Source organism: Streptomyces macrolidinus (assembly GCF_023887685.1).
Taxonomy (GTDB): domain Bacteria; phylum Actinomycetota; class Actinomycetes; order Streptomycetales; family Streptomycetaceae; genus Streptomyces; species Streptomyces macrolidinus.
Genome location: NZ_JAMWMR010000042.1, coordinates 1 through 20,350, shown reverse-complemented (window position 1 = coordinate 20,350; position 20,350 = coordinate 1). Strand labels below are relative to the sequence as shown.

Below are 20,350 nucleotides of genomic sequence, written 5' to 3'. Positions count from 1 at the left end.
GTGCCCGCCCCCTTGTCGCGGCGCACCCCCGTTCGGGGGTGGTGAGATCTACATCACGGATTACACGATGTGAGGTAGCTGTCCGGCAAGGAGGACGACACATGACGGCGAACACCGACCCCGCGCCCGCGTTCCGGGCCGCGCGGGACTTCCTGCTCGCGCACCGGGAGGACTACGCCACGGCGTACGCGGGCTTCCAGTGGCCGCGACCGGCGCACTTCAACTGGGCGCTCGACTGGTTCGACGTCATGGCTCAGGGCAACGACCGCACCGCGCTGCACATCGTCGAGGAGGACGGCACCGAGACACGGCTGTCCTTCGCCGAGGTGTCCCGGCGCTCGAACCAGGCCGCCAACTGGCTGCGCGCGCAGGGCGTGGGCGCCGAGGACCGCGTGCTCGTCATGCTCGGCAACCAGGCCGAGCTGTGGGTGATCGCGCTGGCCGCGATGAAGTTGCGCGCGGTGGTCATCCCGGCCACCCCGCTGCTCGGGCCCGCCGATCTGCGCGACCGGGTCGAGCGCGGCCGGGTCCGGCATGTGCTCGTACGCGCCGAGGACATGGGCAAGTTCGCCGAGGTGCCCGGGGACTACACCCGGATCGCGGTCGGCGGCGCGGACGGCGACTGGCGGCGGTTCGAGGACATGGACGCGGCGTCCGAGCTGTTCACGCCCTGCGGTCCCACGCTGGCCGACGACCCGCTGATGCTGTACTTCACCTCGGGCACCACCGCACGCCCCAAGCTGGTCGAGCACACCCATGTCTCGTACCCCGTCGGCCACTTGTCGACCATGTACTGGATCGGGCTGAAGCCGGGGGACGTCCACCTCAACATCTCCTCGCCGGGCTGGGCCAAGCACGCCTGGTCCAATCTGTTCGCCCCGTGGAACGCCGAGGCGACCGTGTTCATCCACAACTACACGCGCTTCGACGCGAGTCGGCTGATGGCCGAGATGGACCGGGCAGGGGTGACCACGTTCTGCGCCCCACCGACCGTATGGCGCATGCTCATCCAGGCCGACCTCACCCAACTGCGCACCCCGCCCCGCGAGGCCGTTGCCGCCGGTGAGCCGCTCAACCCCGAGGTCATCGAACAGGTGCGGCGCGCCTGGGGCGTGACCATCCGGGACGGCTTCGGCCAGACCGAGACGGCCGTGCAGATCTCCAACAGCCCCGGACAACCGCTGAAGACGGGCTCGATGGGCCGCCCCAGTCCGGGCTTCCGCATCGAGCTGCTGGACCCGGTGACGGGCGCGCCCGGCGCGAGCGAGGGCGAGATCGCCCTGGACCTGGCGTCGCGGCCCGTCGGCCTGATGGCCGGGTACCACGGCGACGCCGACCGCACGGCCGAGTCCATGGCGGGCGGCTACTACCGCACGGGCGACATCGGTTCGCGGGACGAGAACGGATATATCACGTATGTCGGGCGCGCCGACGACGTCTTCAAGGCCTCCGACTACAAGATCTCGCCCTTCGAGCTGGAGAGCGTGCTGCTCGAACACGAGGCGGTGGCCGAGGCGGCCGTCGTGCCCGCCCCGGACGAGCTGCGGCTCGCCGTCCCGAAGGCGTACATCGTGCTCGCCGCGGGCTGGGAGCCCGGACCGGACACCGCGAAGATCCTCTTCGACCACTCCCGGGAGACCCTCGCCCCCTACAAGCGCCTGCGCCGCCTGGAGTTCGGCGACCTGCCCAAGACCATCTCCGGCAAGATCCGCCGGATCGAACTGCGCGAGGCCACGGCCGCCGGGTCCACGGCGGAGTACCGCGAGGAGGACTTCCGGTGACCGCACCGTCGTACGCCCATGGGACCAGTACCACCCCGCTGCTCGGTGACACCATCGGCGCCAACCTCGGCCGCGCGGTCGCCGCGTACCCGGACCGTGACGCGCTGGTGGACGTGGCCTCCGGACGCCGCTGGACCTACGCCGAGTTCGGCGCCGCCGTCGACGAGGTGGCGCGCGGGCTGCTCGCCAAGGGGGTGCGCACGGGCGACCGCGTCGGCATCTGGGCGGTCAACTGCCCCGAGTGGGTGCTGATCCAGTACGCCACCGCCCGCATCGGCGCGATCATGGTGAACATCAACCCGGCTTACCGCGCCCATGAGTTGGCGTATGTACTGAAGCAGTCCGGTATCTCGCTGCTGGTCGCCTCGCTCTCCCACAAGACGAGCGACTACCGTGCGCTGGTCGACCAAGTACGGGGCGGCTGCCCCGAGTTGCGCGACGTCGCGTACATAGGCGACCCGTCCTGGGACGCGCTCACGGCGGCCGGAGCCTCCGTATCGCAAGAGGAACTGACCGCTGTAGCCGACCAGTTGAGCTGTGACGACCCGGTCAACATCCAGTACACCTCGGGCACCACGGGCTTCCCCAAGGGCGCCACCCTCTCCCACCACAACATCCTCAACAACGGCTACTGGGTGGGCCGTACGGTCAACTACACCGAGCAGGACCGGGTGTGTCTGCCCGTCCCCTTCTACCACTGCTTCGGCATGGTGATGGGCAACCTCGCCATCACCTCGCACGGGGCGTGCATCGTGATCCCGGCACCGTCCTTCGACGCGGCGGCCTCGCTGCGGGCGGTGGAGCAGGAGCGCTGTACCTCCCTGTACGGCGTACCGACCATGTTCATCGCCGAGTTGAACCTCCCCGACTTCGCGAGCTACGACCTCTCCTCCCTGCGGACCGGCATCATGGCGGGCTCGCCGTGCCCGGTCGAGGTGATGAAGCGGGTGATGTCCGAGATGCACATGGAGGAGGTGTCCATCTGCTACGGCATGACGGAGACCTCCCCCGTCTCGCTCCAGACGCGCCGGGACGACGACCTGGAGCACCGCACGGCGACGGTCGGCCGGGTCCTGCCGCACCTCGAGGTGAAGATCGTCGACCCGGCGACCGGGGTCACCCTGCCGCGCGGCTCGGCGGGCGAGCTGCGCACCCGCGGCTACAGCGTGATGCTCGGCTACTGGAACGAGCCCGAGAAGAGCGCGGAGGCCGTCGACTCCGGGCGCTGGATGCACACCGGCGACCTGGCGATGATGCGCGAGGACGGCTACGTGGAGATCGTCGGCCGGATCAAGGACATGATCATCCGCGGTGGCGAGAACATCTACCCGCGCGAGATCGAGGAGTTCCTGTACGCGCATCCGAAGATCGCCGACGTCCAGGTGGTCGGCGTGCCCCATGAGCGCTACGGCGAGGAGGTCCTGGCCTGCGTGGTCCCGCGCGACGCGGCCGACGCGCCGACGCTGGAGGAACTGCGGGACTTCTGCGCGGAGCAGCTCGCGCACTACAAGATCCCCAGTAGGCTCCAGATCCTGGACACCTTCCCGATGACCGTGTCGGGCAAGGTACGCAAGATCGAACTACGGGAGCGGTACGCGGACCGTTAGCCGCCTGCTCGTACGGCCTATGCCGGGGCGGTGCCGAGGTGGGCCTCGACGGCCACGACCCCCTCGACGCCCTGGCACAGGGCCACGACCACCGCGACCAGCCGCGGCCCCGGGACCTGACCGCGCAGGAGGACGGCACCGTCCTCGACCTCGACCAGGACGGTGCCCTCCGCCAGGCCGAGGATGCGCCCGAGGACGTCCCGCTCGACCTCGTCGCGGATCTCGTCGTCGGCACGGATGAAGGTGTTCATCAGGTCGCTGCGGCTGACGATGCCGGTGAGGAGCCCGTTGTGGTCGACCACGGGCAGTTGCTTGACATGCCGGGTGCGCAGCTCGCGCGCGGCGCGGGGGATCGTCCAGTCGGCGCGGGCGGTGAAGACGGGGCTGCTCATGAGCGCGCCCGCGGTCTGGGCGCGGGCCTTCCCCCAGGCGTGCTCGTCGTCGCCGTCCTGCCCGAGGGCATCGGGCAGACCGGTCTCGTGCCGCAGGACGTCGGAGGCGGACACGACACCGATCGGGGCGCCGTCGTCGTCGATGACGGGCGCCGCGCCGATGTCGTTCGCGTCCAGCAGGGCGGCGACCTCGTGGAACGGGGTGTCGGCGCGGAGGGTGATGACCTCCTCGGTCATCACGTCGCCGATCGTGCGGCGGTTCAGCATGGCATCGATCTCCTCCGCTCCATGACGCGGCGCCCACCGACCGCCTCCGGCCCCGCGGACTGGCCCACGCCCTTCTCCCCTCCCATGACAACACCGCCCCGCTGGTCCGACCAGTGACGTTCGGCCCGGCGGGGTGGGCCGAACGGTGGGGGTGCGGGGCGAAGGCCCTTGGCGGGGCGTCCCCCCGAGCGGCCCTTGGCGGGGCGTCCCCCGGAAGGGGCAGTCACCGCGCGCCCTCGTTCGGCCGGTGCCACGATGGCCGGGAATCGGTGGTCCGTCGTGTGGAGCGCCGGCGCTGTGCGTGTCCCCTCCGACCTGGCCGATGTCGACGTGTGGAGAACCATGATCAGTAGGCGACGAGTGCTCCAGGCGGGTGTCGCGGGCGGAACGTCCCTGGTGCTCTTCTCCGGTAAGGCGGCCCCGCGCGATGCCGGGCAACTCGATCCCGCAGAGATAGAGAAGTACGCCGCCGACCTGCCGATACCCGAGGTCATGCCGCCGGACGGCGCCGATCCGGACACGTACACGATCGCCGCCCGTCAGTTCCGCCAGCAGATACTTCCGCCGGGCCGACCCGCCACCACGGTCTGGGGATACGGGTCGCCCGCACACCCGGAGACGTTCCGGACCCCCTCCTGCACCGTCGAGGCCACCTGGAACCGGCCGGTCCAGGTGCGCTGGGTCAATCAACTGGTCGATGGCAAGGGCCGGTTCCTGCCGCATCTGCTGCCCGTCGACCCCACTCTGCACTGGGCCAACCCGCCGGGCGGCGTCGCGGGCCGGGACGCGCACCCCAGGTTCACCGCGACACCCGGGCCGTACCGAGGGCCGGTGCCCACGGTGACCCATCTGCACGGGGGAACGAACGGCGAGACCAGCGACGGGTACGCCGAGGCGTGGTACCTGCCCGACGCACACGACATCCCCCGCGGCTACGCGCGCATCGGCTCCTTCTACGAGGAGTTCGCGAAGAAGTCGGAGCAGGCGCACGGGGTGCCCTGGGGGCCGGGAGACGCTGTCTACCACTACGACAACCCCGGCCGGGCCACCACACTCTGGTTCCACGACCACTCCCTCGGCCTGACCCGGCTGAACGTGTACGCCGGGTTGGCGGGCTTCTATCTGCTGCGCGGCGGGCCCTGCGACCTCGAGGACGGCGTCCTGCCCGGACCCGCACCGCGCCTCGGCGACCCACCGGGCACCCGACACTGCGAGATCCCGATCGTCGTCCAGGACCGCTCGTTCCGCCCCGACGGGAGCCTGTTCTATCCGTCGAGCCGGGCCGACTTCGACGGGTTCAAGGGCCCCTATGTGCCCGGCAGCGACATCGCGCCGATCTGGAACCCCGAGTACTACGGCAACGCGATGATCGTCAACGGCCGTACCTGGCCGGTGCTCCGGGTGGAACCCCGGCGCTACCGGTTCCGGTTCCTCAACGGCTGCAACGCGCGCTCCCTGATCCTGAAGACCGTCACCGACCCGGCGGCCCACAGACCGGCACCGGCGGCGTTCGCCTGGTGGCAACTCGGCAGCGAAGGCGGCTTCCTGCCCGCGCCCGTCCGGCGCGCGGACCTGCTCCTCGCACCGGCCGAACGCGCCGACGTCATCGCCGACTTCACGTCCTTCCCGGTCGGTACCGAGCTGTATCTGATCAACGAGGGCCCGGACGGCGTGTACTCAGGGGGAACGCCCGGCAAGGACTTCACCGCGGCGGACGCCCGAACCACCGGCCAGGTCATGAAGTTCGTGGTCGAGCCCCTCACCGCACCGGACCCCTCGACACCCCCCGAGCAGCTCACCCTGCCCCACTTCGAGCCACTGGGCGCGGCCCACCTCACCCGTCGGCTCAGCCTCAACGAACTGCCCTCAGCCCGCCTTCCGCACGTGGGCGCGCGCCAGGTGCTGCTCGGCACCCTCGACGCACAGGGCAAACCGAAGCCGCGAGGGTGGCACGACCCCATCACGGAGAACCCCGCGCCAGGGGCGACGGAGATCTGGGAGTTCCACAACTTCACGACCGACGCCCACCCCATCCACATCCACGAGATCCAGTTCCAGGTCGTCGACCGGCAACCCCTCTCGGGAGGCGCCCGTCGACTGCCGCCGATGTGGGAACGCGGGTACAAGGACACGGTGTTCGCGTATCCGCACGAGATCACCCGCGTCAAGGTCCGCTTCGGCAAGGCGGGTCGCTTCATGTGGCACTGCCACATGCTGGAACACGAGGACAACGAGATGATGCGCCCGTTCCTCGTCGGCTCCGCCTGAGCGCAGGAGTCAGTACGGCCGTCAGGGATCAGGGGTGCCCGCTGAAGTCCCTTGCGGGAGCGGCCTGTTGAGGCAGGTCCGGGGCCCGCGCGGTCAGCTTCTCCCCTTCGATGTCGACGTCCGGCAGAGCGCGGTCGAGCCAGCCGGGCAGCGACCACGCGCGGCGGCCGAGCAGGGCGAGGGCGGCGGGCACGATGGTCATACGCACGAGGAAGGCGTCGAAGGCGACGGCGACCGCCAGGCCGAAGCCGAGCGCCTTGATGACGGGTTCGGTGGAGCCGATGAACCCGGCGAACACACAGATCATGATGACGGCCGCGGCGGTGATGACCTTGGCGCTGTGCCGGAACCCCAGGGTGACGGCCCGGCGCGGGTCGGCGCCGTGGACGTAGGCCTCTCGGATACGGGTGACGAGGAACACCTGGTAGTCCATGGCGAGTCCGAAGACGATGCCCACGGTGAGGATCGGCATCAGGCTCATGATCGGCCCGGTCTGCTCGATCCCGAACAGCCCCTTCAGCCAGCCCCATTGGAAGACCGCGACCACCGCGCCGAGCGAGGCGAGCACCGACAGCAGGAAGCCGAGGGCCGCCTTCACCGGCACGAGGACGGAGCGGAAGACCAGGGTCAGCACCAGGACGGCGAGGCCGACGACGACCAGCAGGTAGGGCACCAGCGCGGCGCTGAACTTGTCGGAGACATCGATGTTCAGCGCGGTGGTGCCGGTGACCATGCCCTGGACCCCGGTGGTGCGGTGGGTCTCCGCGGCGAGGGCGCGGATGTCTCCGACGAGGTCCTTGGTGGCGTCGCTGGAGGGGGCGCTCCTGGGGATGACGGAGAGGATGGCCGTGTCACCGGCCGGGTTGAACACCGCGGGGGCCACCACGGCCACGTCGTCGAACGTGCCGATCGTGGCCCGCAGTTCGGCGGCGGCCTTCCGGGCGGTGGCCGCGTCCTCGTCGGTGACCACCACGGTCAGGGGGCCGTTGAAGCCCGCGCCGAACGACGCCGACAGCATGTCGTACGCCTTGCGCTGGGTGGTGGAGGTCGGCTGGGTGCTGTCGTCCGGCAGACCCAGCTCCAGCTTGGTCGCCGGAAGCGCGATCACGATCAGCGCCGCCGCGGCGGCGAGGAGGACCCGCGCCGGGCGTCGCAGGATCAGCGCGGCCCAACGCTCGCCGAGCGCCGCCTTGCCCGTACGGCCCGTACGATCGGTGTGGCTGTCGGCGGTGTCCCGCGCACCCGCGGCGGTGGCGGCGACCGCACGGTCGCGGGCGCGTCCCCGGGAGCGCTCCGGGGCGAACCCCAGCAACGCCGGTACGAGGGTGATCGCGATCAGTACGGCGATGGCGACGGCCCCGGCGGCGGCGATCCCCATGGCGGTCAGCACCGGCAGATCGACGACGGCCAGCCCGACGAGCGCGATCATCACGGTCAGACCGGCGAAGACGACGGCCGACCCCGCGGTGCCGTTGGCCCGGCCCGCCGCCTCACGCGCGTCGAACCCTGCGGCGCGTTCGGCGCGGTAACGGGAGACGATGAACAGGGCGTAGTCGATTCCGACGGCGATGCCCAGCATCGTCGCCAGCGCCGAGGTGCTGCTGTTCAGGTCGAACACGGCGCTCAGCGCGGTGATCGCGGACGCGCTCACGCCGACCCCGAGCACGGCCGTCAGCAGCGGCAGACCCGCGGCGACGAGCGAGCCGAGCGTGAGCAGCAGGATGACGGCCGCCAGGGCGAAACCGATGGCCTCGGCGGACGACCCGCTCTTCGCCGGGGCCAGCGCGCTCCCGGACGCCTCCACGGTCAGGCCCGTGCCCCGGCCGTCCGCCAGCGCCGCGTCGAACCGCTCGTGATCGCGGTCGGTCAGATCGGCGGGCGCGGCCCGGTAGACGACCTGCGCGTAGACGGTCGTACCGTCCTTGCTCACGGCGCCCCCGGTGAACGGGTCGCTCACCGAAGCGACGCGGGAGGACGAACCCTTGAGGTCCTTCAGCGTCGCGGTCGCCTCGGCCCGGTACCGCGAGCCGGTGATCTTCTCCCCGTCCGGGGCGCGCAGCACGACGCGGGCCGTGGCCCCTTCGGCGTTGGCCGCGGGGAACTTGTCACCCAGCAGATCGTTGGCGCGCTGGGCCTCGGTGCCGGGCAGGGTGAAGGCGGACGAGGCGCCGCCCGAGCTGTTCGCCGCGGCGGCGCCCATGGCGCCGAGCACGAGGACCCAGAGGAACAGCACCAGCCGGCGCCGCTGGAACGCGGCCCGGCCGATCCGGTGCAGGAAGGTGGCCATGAAGGGGGGAAGACTTTCTACTGGTGCGAATCGGAGCGCGCCGGTCAGCGGGGCCGCCCGGCCGAAGACCGGAGGCCGGAGGTCACGAACGTGACGGGGGAAGGGGGCACCGGCCGACGTCCGTCCCATGATTCCGGCGTGCCACAGCCCGTCACGTCAGCCGTACGTACTGGTCGCACGCGGGTCTGTCGGTCATTCGGCCGACACGGACGTCGGCTCACGCTCCTACGCTGGGACCCGTGGACCGGCACATTCCGCTCAGCCCGGCCGTCCGACGGGTCGTCACCGTCAGCGGCCTGCTCGCGTTCGCCCTCACCTGGACCGCGGACCTGATCCTGCTCAGCCGGAGCCCTGATCCTTTCGGTTCCCCCACCACCTGGCTGCCGCTGCTCGTCACCGGCCCGCTGACCGTCCTCGCCGTCCTCGACACCCCCTGGTCCCCGTCCCTGGACCGGCGCGTCGCCGTCGTCGTGACGCTCTCCCTCGCGCTGACGCTGTGGAGCCTCATCGAGCCGCGCGGCCTGACCTGGTGGGGAGCGCTGGAGACGACCGGGCTGCTCATCCTCGCCATCCGCACCACGGCCCGCCCCGGCAGGCCCGCCACGGCAGCCGCCTGGACCATCGCGATCTGCGTGGACGTCCTGCTGCTCCCGCTGCGCGCCCGAGCGTGGTCGACGTTCGTCGCAGGCGGCTACACGCTGACCGTCGCCCTGGCCGTCTGCGTCACCATCGGCTGCGCCGTCCGCGCCCTCGAAGCCCGCAGGGAACGCACCGCCCGTGAGGTCCGCCAGGCCGAACGCCTCGCCCTCGCCCGCGATCTGCACGACCTCATCGCCCATCACATGACGGACATCATCGTCCAGGCCAACGCCGCCCTGACCATCCACACCGTGGCGCCCGACAAGGTCGAACCGATCCTGCGCACCATCGCCCGGTCCGGCGGCGAGACCCTGGAGTCCATGCGCCGTCTCGTACGCGTCCTGCGCGAGGACAACCACACCGCGCTGCGCCCCGGCGACCTGCTCACCGAACTCGGCGATCTCGTCTCCGCGCACTCGGCCACCGCCCACGACGAGGGTGCGGCACGCCTGGAGGCCACGGCAGCCGCCCGCACCGCCCGGCTCAGCCCCGAAGTCGAGGTCTCCGTGCACCGCGTGGTCCAGGAGGCCCTCACCAACATCCGCCGCCACGCACCGGGCACCCGGACCGTCGTCCACCTGGACGCCGAACCGGCCTGGCTGCGCGTGACCGTCACCAACACCCCACCGGCCCGCGCCTTCGCCGCACCGACCGGAGGCCGTGGCGGGTTCGGCCTGCTGGGTCTGCGTGAACGCGTCGAAGCCCTCGACGGCACCCTGCATGCGGGGCCACTGCCCGGCGGCGGCTGGCAGGTTCAGGCCACGCTGCCCCTGGTCGCTCCGCCCCCGTCGGCCCCGTAGCGCCGCATCACCGTGTGGAGCTTCCGGGACTTCCAGAACTTCCGGGACCTCCAGGGCTTCCGGGACTGCCAGGGCTTCCGGAGCGGACGACCCCGTGCTCCCAGGCCCACGCCGCCACCTCCACCCGGTTCCGGGCGTCGAGCTTGACCTGGATCCGCCCCAGATACGTCTTCACCGTCGACAGCGACAGGAACAGCTCGTCGCAGATCTCCTGGTTGGTGCGGCCCACGGCCACCAGGCGCACGATGTCCCGTTCGCGCTCACTCAGCCCCGCGGCGTCCGCCCCTTCCGGGGCCACACCACGCTCGGTCTCCTCCAGCCGCTTCAACAGCCGCACCGTCACCGCGGGCGACACCAGCGCATCGCCGCGCGCCGCCGCCTGCACCGCCTCGACCAGCAGCCCGGGTGAGGCGTCCTTCAACAGGAACCCGCACGCGCCGTTGCGCAGCGCGGTGCGTACGTAGTCGTCCTGGTCGAAGGTCGTGATCACCACCACGTTCAGGGGATCGGCGACCCCCGGCCCGGCCAACTGCCGTACCACTTCCAGACCGTCCAGCCGCGGCATACGGATGTCGACCAGCACGACCTGCGGACGCAGACGGCGCGCCAGCTCGATGCAGGCCACGCCGTCAGCGGCCTCGCCGACGACCCGGATGCCCGGTTGCGCTCCCAGGATCAGGCCGAAGCCCGCCCGTACCAACTCCTGGTCGTCGGCGATCACCACGTCAATCTGCGTACCGGACACCGCCCGTTCCTATCACAGGCACCCGCGACCGCAGGGTGTGCGAGGTGGCGCGGTCACCGCCGGGCGGGCGCCGGCCCGGTCCACCCGGCGGTCCCGACACAGGCCTCGTTGCCCTCCGGGTCGGCCAGCACCCAGTGCCCCGGCGCGTGCGCGTCGTCCACCAGGCGGCCACCGGCGGCGACGGCGTCGGCTATACGGGCCTCGGCCCGGTCATAGGGCACCCAGACGTCGATGTGGACCCGGTTGCGCTGCGGGCGCGGCGCGTCCATCCGCTGGAAGTAGAACGGCGCCCCGCGACGCTGCGGGTCGATCAGGTCCTCCGGGCTGTTCGCACGGTCGTCGTAGCCGAGCAGGGCACGCCAGAACCGCACCACGGCGGGACCGGCCAGGGCGTCGACGGTGACCTGGACCGTCTGCACGGCCGACGGGTCCGCCGGTATCCCGAGCGTGCGCGCCACGGCCGTGATCCGTCGGGCCAGCTCCACGTCCCGCTCGCTCAGCCCGTAGAAGTCACCGGAGAGGGTGATCAGCCGCACCGTCACGCCGTCGTGTCGCACATCGATGTCAGGGTGACCGGAACCGACGCCGGGCAACTCGCTGATCGCCTGCACCAGCTTCGCGCCGACGGCCAGCGATCCCGTACGGAAGTACGCGCACGCTCCCTCACCGAGGACCCGCCAGTCCTCCAGGCCGACGGTCTCGTGGAACTGCTGCGGCCTGACGCGCTCGATCGTGCCTTCATAGGTCATGCGCAGAACCTAGTGCCGTGTCAGGCAACGTTTGCCCGTTAAGGAGCGGCGTTCGGTGCGTGCTCTCGGTGTGCCGGACGGAAGCCCTCGTACTGGACGTACGTGGGCTTTCGTCCGGTGCGGCGAGAGTGCGTGCCGGGCGTCGCGACGGGGCGAACGTTGCCTGACACGGCACTAGCGGCCACCACTGACAACCCGTCACGGCCCGGCGATGACGGTCGCCCCCCGACGGACCGCCATCTCCGGGCCGACCCCTCCCGAGGGCCCGCCGCCCCCGTGCCGGCGGGCCCCGTACGCCGAGAATGTGCCCAAGCACGGGGGGAGTTGAAGCCTTGCCGCCCGTGTTCAGAGGTTCATTTGAGGGTTGCGTAGGCGGTCTACGCGCGCTGCCGTAGGTGTACCGGGCCGGGGCTCACGGACCCGAGCGGCGTGGCCCTCCGCGGTCCCCCGAATCCTCCACACGCCGTTGACGCCGCATGATGAAGGGCGTTAGCTGGCCGCAGCCGGCTCAGTCCGCTCAGCACGAAGGTCACCCCCGCCACGGAGGTTCCCGTGACCTCGACTTCCGCGCCCCCGGGCCTGGCCCGGTTCAACGGACTGGAGGAGTCCGCGGCGTTCGCCGTGCTCCACCAGGTGTGCGCCTGCACGGCGTGGGTGCGCGCGCTGCTCGCCGCCCGTCCCTACGCCACCATCGCCGCTCTCCACGCCGCGAGTGACGCCGCCACGGCCGGGCTGACCACGGCCGACCTGGCGGAGGCGATGGCCGCGCACCCGCCGATCGGCCGCCCCGCCCCCGGCGATCCGGCCTCGGTCCGCGAGCAGCGCGGCATGTCCGACGCCTCGGCGGACCTCAGGGCGGAGATGCTCGACCTCACCCTGGCCTACCAGGAGAAGTTCGGGCATGTCTTCCTGATCTGCGCGACCGGCCGGACCGGTGAGCAGATGCGCGACGCGATCGAGGAGCGCATCGGCAACGCGCCGGAGCGGGAGTGGGAGATCGCCCGCACCGAACTGGGCAGGATCAACCGCATCCGACTGGCCCGACTCGTCGAAGAGGACGCCCGAGCATGAGCAGCAGCACCACGGCCTCCGTGTCCACGCACATCCTGGACACCAGCGCGGGCCGCCCCGCCGAGGGCGTCGCCGTCCGGCTCGCCGCCCGCAGCGGGCGCGACGCCGACTGGCAGCCGCTCGGCGGCTCCACGACCGGCGCCGACGGGCGGTGCCAGGACCTCCCGGCCCCGCCGGAAGGAACCACCCATGTACGGCTCGACTTCGTCGTGGAACCGTACGCCGAGAAGCACCCGGCCGGTGCGTCCGGAGTGTTCTTCCCGGAGGTCGCGATCACGTTCGCCGTCGCGGCCGGGGAGCACTACCACGTACCGCTGCTGCTCAGTCCGTTCGGCTACTCCGTATACCGAGGGAGCTAGCAGACCCATGGCAGAACACACCCGCCCCGCCCGCCCCGTGATCCTCGGGCAGAACCAGTACGGCAAGGCCGAGACGCGCGTCGTGAAGGTCACGCGGGACGGCGCCACCCACCACCTCAAGGACCTGAACGTCTCGGTGTCGCTCAGCGGCGACATGGAGGAGGTCCACTACTCCGGCTCCAACGCCCATGTCCTGCCGACCGACACCACCAAGAACACGGTGTACGCGTTCGCCAAGGAGTACGGCATCGAGTCCGCCGAGCAGTTCGGCATCCACCTCGCGCGGCACTTCGTCATCTCGCAGGAGCCCATCCACCGCGCCCGCATCCGTATCGAGGAGTACGCCTGGGAACGCATCGAGGCCTCCGACGCGGACCCCGCGCCGCTCGGCGCCGACGTGCCCCGGCACTCCTTCGTCCGCAAGGGCCAGGAGACCCGCCTCGCCCAGATCACCTGTGACGGCTCGTCCTGGGAGGTCGTCTCCGGGCTCAAGGACCTCGTCGTGATGAACACGACGGACTCCGAGTTCTGGGGCTATGTGAAGGACAAGTACACGACGCTCCCCGAGACGCACGACCGCGTCCTGGCCACGGAGGTCTCCGGCCGCTGGCGGTTCGGTTGGAGCGGCGACGAGCAGCCCATGCCCGCTTGGGAGAAGTCCTACGAGGAGATCCGCAAGCATCTGCTCCAGGCGTTCGCCGGGACCTACTCCCTCTCGTTGCAGCAGACGCTGTACCAGATGGGCGCGCGCGTCATCGAGCAGCGCGACGAGATCGACGAGGTCCGCCTCTCGCTCCCGAACAAGCATCACTTCCTGGTCGACCTGGAGCCGTTCGGGCTGAAGAACGCCACCGCGGACGGCGCCGTGTACTTCGCCGCCGACCGCCCCTACGGTCTGATCGAGGCCACCGTCCTGCGGGAGGGCTCCGCGGCGCGGATTCCCGTGGACCTCACCACCCTGTGACGCGTCTGTCGGTGGCCCCCGGTCCTTTCCGGCCCCCTGCGCAGAGCGAAGGCAGAGCGAAAGGAGCGCCCATGGAAGCACCCCGGCGCATCGTCATCGAGAACTGCTCGATCGCGACCGTGGACGCCGAGGACACCGAGTACGCCTCGGGACACCTCGTCGTCAACGGCAGCCGTATCGAGGCTGTCGGCGCGGGCAGGGCCCCGAAGGGCTTGGAGAACGTCGTACGCCGCGTCGACGCCTCCGGGCATCTGCTGACCCCCGGCCTCGTCAACACCCACCACCACTTCTACCAGTGGCTCACCCGGGGCCTGGCCACGGACCACCACCTCTTCGACTGGCTCGTCGCGCTGTACCCGATCTGGGCGCGCATCGACGAGGAGATGGTGTACGCCGCCGCGCAGGGCTCCTTGGCGATGATGGCCCGCGGCGGTGTCACCACCGCCATGGACCACCACTACATCTACCCGAAGGGCTCCGGCGACCTGTCCGGCGCCGTCGTCCGCGCCGCCCGCGAGACGGGCCTCCGCTTCACCCTCGCCCGCGGCTCCATGGACCGCGGCGCCTCGGACGGCGGGCTGCCCCCGGACTTCGCGGTCGAGACCCTCCAGGGCGCGCTGGCCGCCACCGAGGCGACCATCAAGGAACACCACGACGCCTCCTTCGGCGCCCTGACCCAGGTGGCCGTGGCCCCCTGCTCGCCCTTCTCCGTCTCGACCGAACTCCTCCGCGAATCAGCGGAGTTGGCGCGGAGCAAGGGCGTACGGCTGCACACCCACGGCTCGGAGACCGTCGAAGAGGAGCGGTTCTGCCACGAGTTGTTCGGCATGGGCCCCACCGACTACTTCGAGTCCACCGGCTGGCTCGGCGAGGACGTGTGGATGGCGCACTGCGTCCATATGAACGACTCCGACATCGCCGCGTTCGCCCGTACCGGGACGGGCGTCGCCCACTGCCCGTCGTCCAACGCCCGCCTGGCGGCGGGTATCGCCCGCGTACCCGACCTGCTCGCCGCGGGCGTGCCGGTCGGTCTCGGGGTCGACGGCACCGCGTCCAACGAGTCCGGTGAACTCCACACCGAACTGCGCAACGCCGTCCTCATCAACCGCCTGGGTGCCCATCGCGAAGCTGCTCTGACGGTCCGTCAGGCGCTGCGCCTCGGCACCTACGGTGGCGCCCAAGTCCTGGGCAGGGCACGGGAGATCGGCTCGCTGGAGCCGGGCAAGCTGGCCGACCTCGTGCTGTGGAAGCTGGACACACTGGCCCACGCCTCGATCGCCGACCCGGTGACCGCGCTGGTCCTCGGCGCGGCGGCCCCGGTCACGCTCGCGCTCGTGGGCGGTGAACCGGTCGTCGAGAACGGCAGGCTGGTGCATGTCGACGAGGACGCGATCGCTTGCTCCACACGGACGGAGGCACGACGCCTCGCGCGGATCACCGCGCAGGGCCCGAGCAGTTGAAGGTCCCGGCCGGGAGGGGCACGTGAGCTTCCGGCCGGGCGTCACCGCCGACCGGAGGAACCCCCGTGGCCGCGCACCCCGTTGACGAGACACTGCCCGCCCTCAGAACGGCGACCAGCGGCCTGCAACACGTCGCCGCCATGTACGCGGGAGTCGTCGCCCCGCCCCTCATCGTCGGTGCGGCCATCGGCCTGTCCGCCACCGACCTGACCTTCCTCACCGGCGCCTGCCTGTTCACCGCGGGCCTGGCCACCGTCCTGCAGACCCTCGGCGTCCGGAAGATCGGGGCCAGGCTGCCGTTCGTCAACGGCGTCACCTTCGCCGGGGTCGCCCCCATGACCGCGATCGTCGCCGCCACGAAGGACACGTCCGACGCCCTGCCGGTCATCTTCGGCGCGGTCATCGTCGCCGGACTCCTCGGCTTCCTGTGCGCTCCCGTCTTCTGCAAGGCCGTCCGCTTCTTCCCGCCCGTCGTCACCGGCAGCGTGATCACTCTCATCGGCATCTCGCTGCTGCCCGTCGCCTTCGGCTGGGCGCAGGGCCCCGACCCGGCGGCGCACGACTACGGTTCGGCGGGCAACCTGGGCCTCGCCGGGGGCACGCTCGTCATCGTGCTGCTGCTGCGCCGCTTCACCCGGGGCTTCGTCCAGCAGATCGCCGTCCTGATCGGGCTGGTCGCGGGCACCCTGATCGCGATCCCGTTCGGCGTCACGGACTTCGGCCCGGTCGCCGACGCCCACGTGGTCGGCTTCCCCACCCCGTTCCACTTCGGGGCCCCGCGGTTCCAGCTTGCCGCGATCCTGTCGATGTGCGTGGTGATGGTGGTGAGCATGACCGAATCCACGGCGGACATGCTCGCCCTCGGCGAGATCGTCGAACGGCCCGCGGACGAGAGGACCATCGCGGCCGGGCTGCGCGCCGACACCCTCGGCTCGGCGCTCAGCCCCGTCTTCAACGGCTTCATGTGCAGCGCCTTCGCGCAGAACATCGGCCTGGTCGCCATGACCCGCGTCCGCAGCCGCTACGTCGTCGCCGCGGGCGGTGGCTTCCTGGTGCTGATGGGCCTGTGCCCGATGGCCGCCGCCCTCATCGCCGTCGTACCGCGTCCGGTGCTCGGCGGTGCGGGCGTGGTCCTGTTCGGCTCGGTGGCCGCGAGCGGCATCCAGACCCTGGTCCGCGCGGGTCCGGAGAAGGGCGACAACGTACTGATCGTGGCGGTCTCCCTGGCCGTGGGCATGATCCCGATCACGGCCCCGGACTTCTACCACGCGTTCCCGGACACCGCGCGGATCGTCCTGGACTCGGGCATCTCGACGGGCTGTGTGACGGCGGTGCTGCTGAACCTGGTCTTCCACCACCTGGGGCCGCGACGGGACGCGACCCACCCGACGGAGACGGGGGTCGGTGGTACGAGCCCCTCGGCGTCGGGGGTCCCTCAGACCCGGCGCGGTGACGCCAGCAGATAGCGCGCCCTCGACCGCGGCTCCGTGTGTTCGCTCACCTGCCAGCCCGCCTCCTCCAGCGTGCCCGCGCAGGCGCGCAGCGCTGTGACGTCCGGGCCGTGCACGGCTACCGCCTCCGGCTGCGGCGTCGTACGCACCCGGTAGCCGTCGCCGTCGGCGGTCGCGGGCCGGTGGCCGGCCGCTTCCAGAGCGAGCGCGGCTGCGCGTACGAGATGCTTGCGTTCCCAGTCGCACGGGCGGTCCGTGGCGCCGTCCGGGCTGGTCATCCGGCGCAGCTCCAGCAGCCCCTGCCAGGCCCCGCGCACCTCCCGCAGCCGAGCGGGCCCGGTGTCGGTGGTCTCCTCGCCGCCGACCCGTGCGGCGAACACGCCCGAGTCCGCCGCGGCCGGGGCGACCGGAGCGACCCGTACGGCTTCCTCGGCGGGTGCCTCGCGTATGCGATGTCCGGCGGGAGTCAGGAAGTGGTCGTGCGGCGGACGCGGATGCCGGAAGGCCAGACCTCGCTTCACCAGCGCGGCGAGCTGGGCCTCGGTCCCCGTCAGCCGCCCGGTCACGGGATCGGCGGCGTCGATGACACGTCGCTGCGCGGCGGTCGGCGGTGGGGTCATGGGGGCGTACTCCTTCCCGCGGGGCCGACGCGCGCGTGCGCCGGTCAGGGCCGGTCGGGCCCCGCTTCCCCCGCGGAGAGGGACCCATGGGAACAGTAGGCGTCGGGTCTGACATTCCACCCCGCCACCACATGGCGCCGGTGCTCCGTGCTCAACCGGCTCATCGTCCCCGTGGAGAGCTGGAACAGCGCCCCGGCCGACACGGGCAGCCCGAGCCGCCGCGCGGCCAGGACCCGCAGGAAGTGTCCGTGCGAGACGACGACCACGCTGCCCTCCGACTCCGCGAGCGCCGCGTCGATCTTGGCGAGCATGCGTTCGGCCCGGGCCCCGACCTCGTCCGGGCTCTCCCCGGGCTGCTCGGGCGGACCGGGCGCCACGCCGTCGGTGAACAGGAACCAGTCGGGCCGGGTCCGATGGATCTCGACGGTCGTGATCCCCTCGTAGCCGCCGTAGTCCCACTCGGACAGATCCGCGTCGACACGCGCCCCGCCGACCCCGGCAAGGCGCGCCGTCTCCTGCGCCCGCCGCATCGGGCTGACGAACGCCTCCGCGATGTGGTGTCGGGCGATCAGCGGGGCCAGCCGCCGCGCCTGCTCGCGACCGTTGTCGGTGAGCGGGACGTCGGTCCGTCCGGTGTGCCGCCCGGAGAGCGACCACTCGGTCTCACCGTGCCGTACGAGAAGAAGGTCACCCATGGCCGCACCCTTTCGCTTCCTGTGTACGGTGACACCTTCTCAGGCCCCGCGCACCGCCGGTTGCGCCGGTCGGCACAGGGGCCGGCGGCTACTGCCGGTACCCGCTCAGGAAGCGGCCGATCCTGCTGATCGCCGTGTCCAGGACGTCGGCGTGCGGGAGGGTGAGGATGCGGAAGTGGTCGGGGGAGGGCCAGTTGAAGCCGGTGCCCTGGACCACCTGGATCTTCTCGCGCAGCAACAGGTCCAGGACGAACCGCTCGTCGTCGTGGATCTTGTGGATCTCGGGGTCGAGGCGCGGGAACGCGTACAGCGCGCCCTTCGGCTTCACACAGCTCACCCCGGGGATCTCGTTCAGCTTCTCCCAGGCGCGGTCGCGCTGTTCGCGCAGTCGGCCGCCGGGCGCCGTCAGGTCGTCGATGGACTGACGGCCGCCGAGCGCGGCCTGAATGGCGTACTGGGCAGGGGTGTTGGCGCACAGCCGCATGGAGGCCAGCATCGACAGGCCCTCCAGATAGCTGCGGGCGTGCTGCTTGGGGCCGGACACCACCAGCCAGCCGGAGCGGAAGCCCGCCACCCGGTAGGACTTCGACAGGCCGCAGAAGGTGAGGACCACCAGGTCGGGGGCGAGCGCGGCGGCCGTGTGGTGCACGGCGTCGTCGTACAGGATCTGGTCGTAGATCTCGTCCGCGAAGACCATGAGCCCGTGCCGCCGGGCGAGGTCGAGGATGCCCTCCAGGACCTCCTTCGGATAGACCGCGCCCGTGGGGTTGTTCGGGTTGATGATGACGACGGCCTTGGTACGGTCCGTGATCTTCGCCGCCATGTCGGCCAAGTCCGGGTACCAGTCGGCCTGTTCGTCGCACAGGTAGTGCACCGCCTTGCCGCCCGCCAGTGTCGTCACCGCGGTCCACAGGGGGAAGTCCGGCGCGGGGACGAGGATTTCGTCGCCGTCCTCCACCAGCGCCTGTACGGCCATCGAGACCAGCTCGGAGACGCCGTTGCCGAGGTAGACGTCGTCGACATCGACCTCCAGGCCCCGCTCCTGGTAGCGCTGGGCCACCGCGCGCCGGGCCGAGAGGATGCCGCGTGAGTCCGTGTACCCGTGCGCCCGCGGCAGCATCCGGATCATGTCCTGGAGGATCCCCTCCGGCGCCTCGAAGCCGAAGAGCGCGGGGTTGCCGGTGTTCAGGCGCAGCACGCTGTGCCCAGCCTCCTCCAGCGCGTTGGCCTGCTCTATCACCGGGCCGCGGATCTCGTAACAGACCTCACTGAGCTTGTTCGACTGCCGGAACTCCATGAGCCGCTTCCCTCCCGGTAACTGGTTCCTTGGTTTTACCAAGTGACAGCTTGGAAAGTCCAACAAGGCGTTTAGACTGCGTCGCATGTCACCTCGCCGAAGCTACGACCAGTACTGCTCCACGGCTCGGGCCCTCGACGCCGTGGGTGACCGCTGGACCCTCCTGATCGTCCGTGAACTGCTGGCCGGTCCCCGCCGCTACACCGACCTGCACGCGGATCTGCCCGGCGTCAGCACGGACGTTCTGGCGTCCCGACTGAAGGACATGGAGCGCGACGGCCTGACCACACGACGCCGACTGCCGCCACCGGGGGCCGCCTTCGTCTACGAACTCACCGAACGCGGACGGGCGTTGCTCCCCGTGCTGCAGGCGCTCAACACCTGGGGCGCACCCCTGCTCGCCGAGCGCCGGCCCACGGACGCGGTGCGCGCCCACTGGTTCGCCCTGCCGCTGCTGCGTTCGGTGAAGGGGGAGGGGCTGGTCGAAGTTCGCCTGGACGAAGGCCCGTTCCATCTCCGGCTGGGCGGCGAGGACGGGCCGGTGTACGGCAACGGTGCCGCGCCCGGCGATCCGGACGCACGTCTCACGCTGGACGCCGACACGTGTACGGCTCTGGCGCAAGGAGGGGTGACGCTGCGTCAGCTCATACAGGACGGGCGCGCCCAGGTGTCGGGGGACGGCGCGCTCGCCAAGGCGCTGCGCGGGGAGTGAGCCCCGCGACCTCTTGAGAGAGGCCCGCCACCTGCGAAGAGACCCACCGCATGCGGAGAGACTCACCACATGCGAAGAGACTCACCGCATGCGAAGAGGCCCGCCGCGCCCCTGGGGCGCGGCGGGGCTCCACCCCGTCTCGTTCCCGGTCTCCGACCCCCCGCGGCCCCCCCCACCGGCCGCCCC

Annotated in this window: 17 protein-coding genes; 10 read left to right on the top strand and 7 right to left on the bottom strand. The window is 71.2% G+C overall.

The window, feature by feature from the left end; genetic code table 11:
• Positions 1–101 precede the first annotated feature (101 nt).
• A complete protein-coding gene (locus tag NGF19_RS28620) occupies positions 102–1,781 on the top strand; it encodes an AMP-binding protein (protein ID WP_252428533.1) in 1,680 nt (559 codons plus the stop codon).
• On the top strand, positions 1,778–3,388 hold the full coding sequence (locus NGF19_RS28615) for an AMP-binding protein (protein ID WP_252428531.1): 1,611 nt from the start codon (positions 1,778–1,780) through the stop codon (positions 3,386–3,388). The genes NGF19_RS28620 and NGF19_RS28615 overlap by 4 nt, the downstream gene beginning before the upstream one ends.
• A 17-nt stretch (positions 3,389–3,405) precedes the next feature.
• Here the strand turns inward: NGF19_RS28615 and NGF19_RS28610 are convergent, their stop codons facing one another.
• Positions 3,406–4,047: a CBS domain-containing protein gene (locus tag NGF19_RS28610; RefSeq protein ID WP_252428530.1), complete on the bottom strand. Its 642-nt coding sequence runs from the start codon at positions 4,045–4,047 to the stop codon at positions 3,406–3,408.
• Between the two features lie 342 nt (positions 4,048–4,389).
• Between NGF19_RS28610 and NGF19_RS28605 the strand changes: the two genes are divergently transcribed.
• Positions 4,390–6,315: a multicopper oxidase family protein gene (locus NGF19_RS28605; protein ID WP_252428529.1), complete on the top strand. Its 1,926-nt coding sequence runs from the start codon at positions 4,390–4,392 to the stop codon at positions 6,313–6,315.
• A 28-nt stretch (positions 6,316–6,343) separates the two neighbouring features.
• Here the strand turns inward: NGF19_RS28605 and NGF19_RS28600 are convergent, their stop codons facing one another.
• Positions 6,344–8,602: an MMPL family transporter gene (locus tag NGF19_RS28600; protein ID WP_252428528.1), complete on the bottom strand. Its 2,259-nt coding sequence runs from the start codon at positions 8,600–8,602 to the stop codon at positions 6,344–6,346.
• A 239-nt stretch (positions 8,603–8,841) separates the two neighbouring features.
• On the opposite strand from NGF19_RS28600, the gene NGF19_RS28595 reads away from it, so the two are divergent.
• A complete protein-coding gene (locus tag NGF19_RS28595) occupies positions 8,842–10,041 on the top strand; it encodes a sensor histidine kinase (protein WP_252428527.1) in 1,200 nt (399 codons plus the stop codon).
• A gap of 7 nt (positions 10,042–10,048) precedes the next feature.
• On the opposite strand, the gene NGF19_RS28590 is transcribed toward NGF19_RS28595, so the two are convergent.
• Together NGF19_RS28590 and NGF19_RS28585 are read right to left on the bottom strand one after the other, a co-directional pair.
• On the bottom strand, positions 10,049–10,786 hold the full coding sequence (locus tag NGF19_RS28590; protein WP_252428526.1) for a response regulator: 738 nt from the start codon (positions 10,784–10,786) through the stop codon (positions 10,049–10,051).
• 53 nt (positions 10,787–10,839) lie between these two features.
• Entirely contained in the window at positions 10,840–11,535 is a 696-nt protein-coding gene (locus tag NGF19_RS28585) for a 4a-hydroxytetrahydrobiopterin dehydratase (RefSeq protein WP_252428525.1), read from the bottom strand.
• Between the two features lie 552 nt (positions 11,536–12,087).
• Here NGF19_RS28585 and uraD point away from each other — a divergent pair.
• The 5 genes from uraD (at position 12,088) to NGF19_RS28560 (ending at position 16,855) form a co-directional block, all read left to right on the top strand.
• The gene (gene uraD / locus NGF19_RS28580; RefSeq protein WP_252428524.1) at positions 12,088–12,606 is read left to right on the top strand and encodes a 2-oxo-4-hydroxy-4-carboxy-5-ureidoimidazoline decarboxylase; all 519 of its coding nucleotides are present in this window, start codon (positions 12,088–12,090) and stop codon (positions 12,604–12,606) included.
• Entirely contained in the window at positions 12,603–12,965 is a 363-nt protein-coding gene (gene uraH, locus NGF19_RS28575) for a hydroxyisourate hydrolase (protein ID WP_252428523.1), read from the top strand. The genes uraD and uraH overlap by 4 nt, the downstream gene beginning before the upstream one ends.
• A 7-nt stretch (positions 12,966–12,972) precedes the next feature.
• On the top strand, positions 12,973–13,929 hold the full coding sequence (gene pucL / locus NGF19_RS28570) for a factor-independent urate hydroxylase (protein WP_252428522.1): 957 nt from the start codon (positions 12,973–12,975) through the stop codon (positions 13,927–13,929).
• Positions 13,930–14,000: 71 nt separating this feature from the next.
• Positions 14,001–15,389, top strand: coding sequence for an 8-oxoguanine deaminase (locus tag NGF19_RS28565; protein ID WP_252428521.1), 1,389 nt, complete (start codon positions 14,001–14,003; stop codon positions 15,387–15,389).
• A gap of 65 nt (positions 15,390–15,454) precedes the next feature.
• Positions 15,455–16,855 carry a nucleobase:cation symporter-2 family protein gene (locus NGF19_RS28560; RefSeq protein WP_252428520.1) on the top strand — a complete coding sequence of 467 codons (1,401 nt, stop codon included), beginning with the start codon at positions 15,455–15,457 and terminating at the stop codon, positions 16,853–16,855.
• Here NGF19_RS28560 and NGF19_RS28555 read toward each other — a convergent pair.
• The 3 genes from NGF19_RS28555 to NGF19_RS28545 all read right to left on the bottom strand — a co-directional run bounded on the left by NGF19_RS28555 (position 16,825) and on the right by NGF19_RS28545 (position 19,452).
• On the bottom strand, positions 16,825–17,460 hold the full coding sequence (locus NGF19_RS28555) for a hypothetical protein (protein WP_252428519.1): 636 nt from the start codon (positions 17,458–17,460) through the stop codon (positions 16,825–16,827). The two genes, NGF19_RS28560 and NGF19_RS28555, sit on opposite strands and share 31 nt — an antisense overlap.
• Positions 17,461–17,504: 44 nt before the next feature.
• Positions 17,505–18,155, bottom strand: a complete 651-nt coding sequence (locus NGF19_RS28550; protein ID WP_252428518.1) for a histidine phosphatase family protein — start codon at positions 18,153–18,155, stop codon at positions 17,505–17,507.
• Between the two features lie 88 nt (positions 18,156–18,243).
• Positions 18,244–19,452 (bottom strand): pyridoxal phosphate-dependent aminotransferase, encoded by a 1,209-nt coding sequence (locus tag NGF19_RS28545; protein WP_252428517.1) that lies wholly within the window; start codon positions 19,450–19,452, stop codon positions 18,244–18,246.
• Between the two features lie 85 nt (positions 19,453–19,537).
• Between NGF19_RS28545 and NGF19_RS28540 the strand changes: the two genes are divergently transcribed.
• The gene (locus NGF19_RS28540; RefSeq protein ID WP_252428516.1) at positions 19,538–20,164 is read left to right on the top strand and encodes a winged helix-turn-helix transcriptional regulator; all 627 of its coding nucleotides are present in this window, start codon (positions 19,538–19,540) and stop codon (positions 20,162–20,164) included.
• Positions 20,165–20,350 lie beyond the last annotated feature (186 nt).

Coding starts and splice junctions, on each gene's coding strand:
- uraH (WP_252428523.1), top strand. CDS start 12,603: ATGAGCAGCAGCACCACGGCCTCCGTGTCCACGCACATCCTGGACACC.
- NGF19_RS28565 (WP_252428521.1), top strand. CDS start 14,001: ATGGAAGCACCCCGGCGCATCGTCATCGAGAACTGCTCGATCGCGACC.
- pucL (WP_252428522.1), top strand. CDS start 12,973: ATGGCAGAACACACCCGCCCCGCCCGCCCCGTGATCCTCGGGCAGAAC.
- NGF19_RS28605 (WP_252428529.1), top strand. CDS start 4,390: ATGATCAGTAGGCGACGAGTGCTCCAGGCGGGTGTCGCGGGCGGAACG.
- NGF19_RS28555 (WP_252428519.1), bottom strand. CDS start 17,460: ATGACCCCACCGCCGACCGCCGCGCAGCGACGTGTCATCGACGCCGCC.
- NGF19_RS28585 (WP_252428525.1), bottom strand. CDS start 11,535: ATGACCTATGAAGGCACGATCGAGCGCGTCAGGCCGCAGCAGTTCCAC.
- NGF19_RS28545 (WP_252428517.1), bottom strand. CDS start 19,452: ATGGAGTTCCGGCAGTCGAACAAGCTCAGTGAGGTCTGTTACGAGATC.
- NGF19_RS28550 (WP_252428518.1), bottom strand. CDS start 18,155: ATGGGTGACCTTCTTCTCGTACGGCACGGTGAGACCGAGTGGTCGCTC.
- NGF19_RS28600 (WP_252428528.1), bottom strand. CDS start 8,602: ATGGCCACCTTCCTGCACCGGATCGGCCGGGCCGCGTTCCAGCGGCGC.
- NGF19_RS28610 (WP_252428530.1), bottom strand. CDS start 4,047: ATGCTGAACCGCCGCACGATCGGCGACGTGATGACCGAGGAGGTCATC.
- NGF19_RS28540 (WP_252428516.1), top strand. CDS start 19,538: ATGTCACCTCGCCGAAGCTACGACCAGTACTGCTCCACGGCTCGGGCC.
- NGF19_RS28620 (WP_252428533.1), top strand. CDS start 102: ATGACGGCGAACACCGACCCCGCGCCCGCGTTCCGGGCCGCGCGGGAC.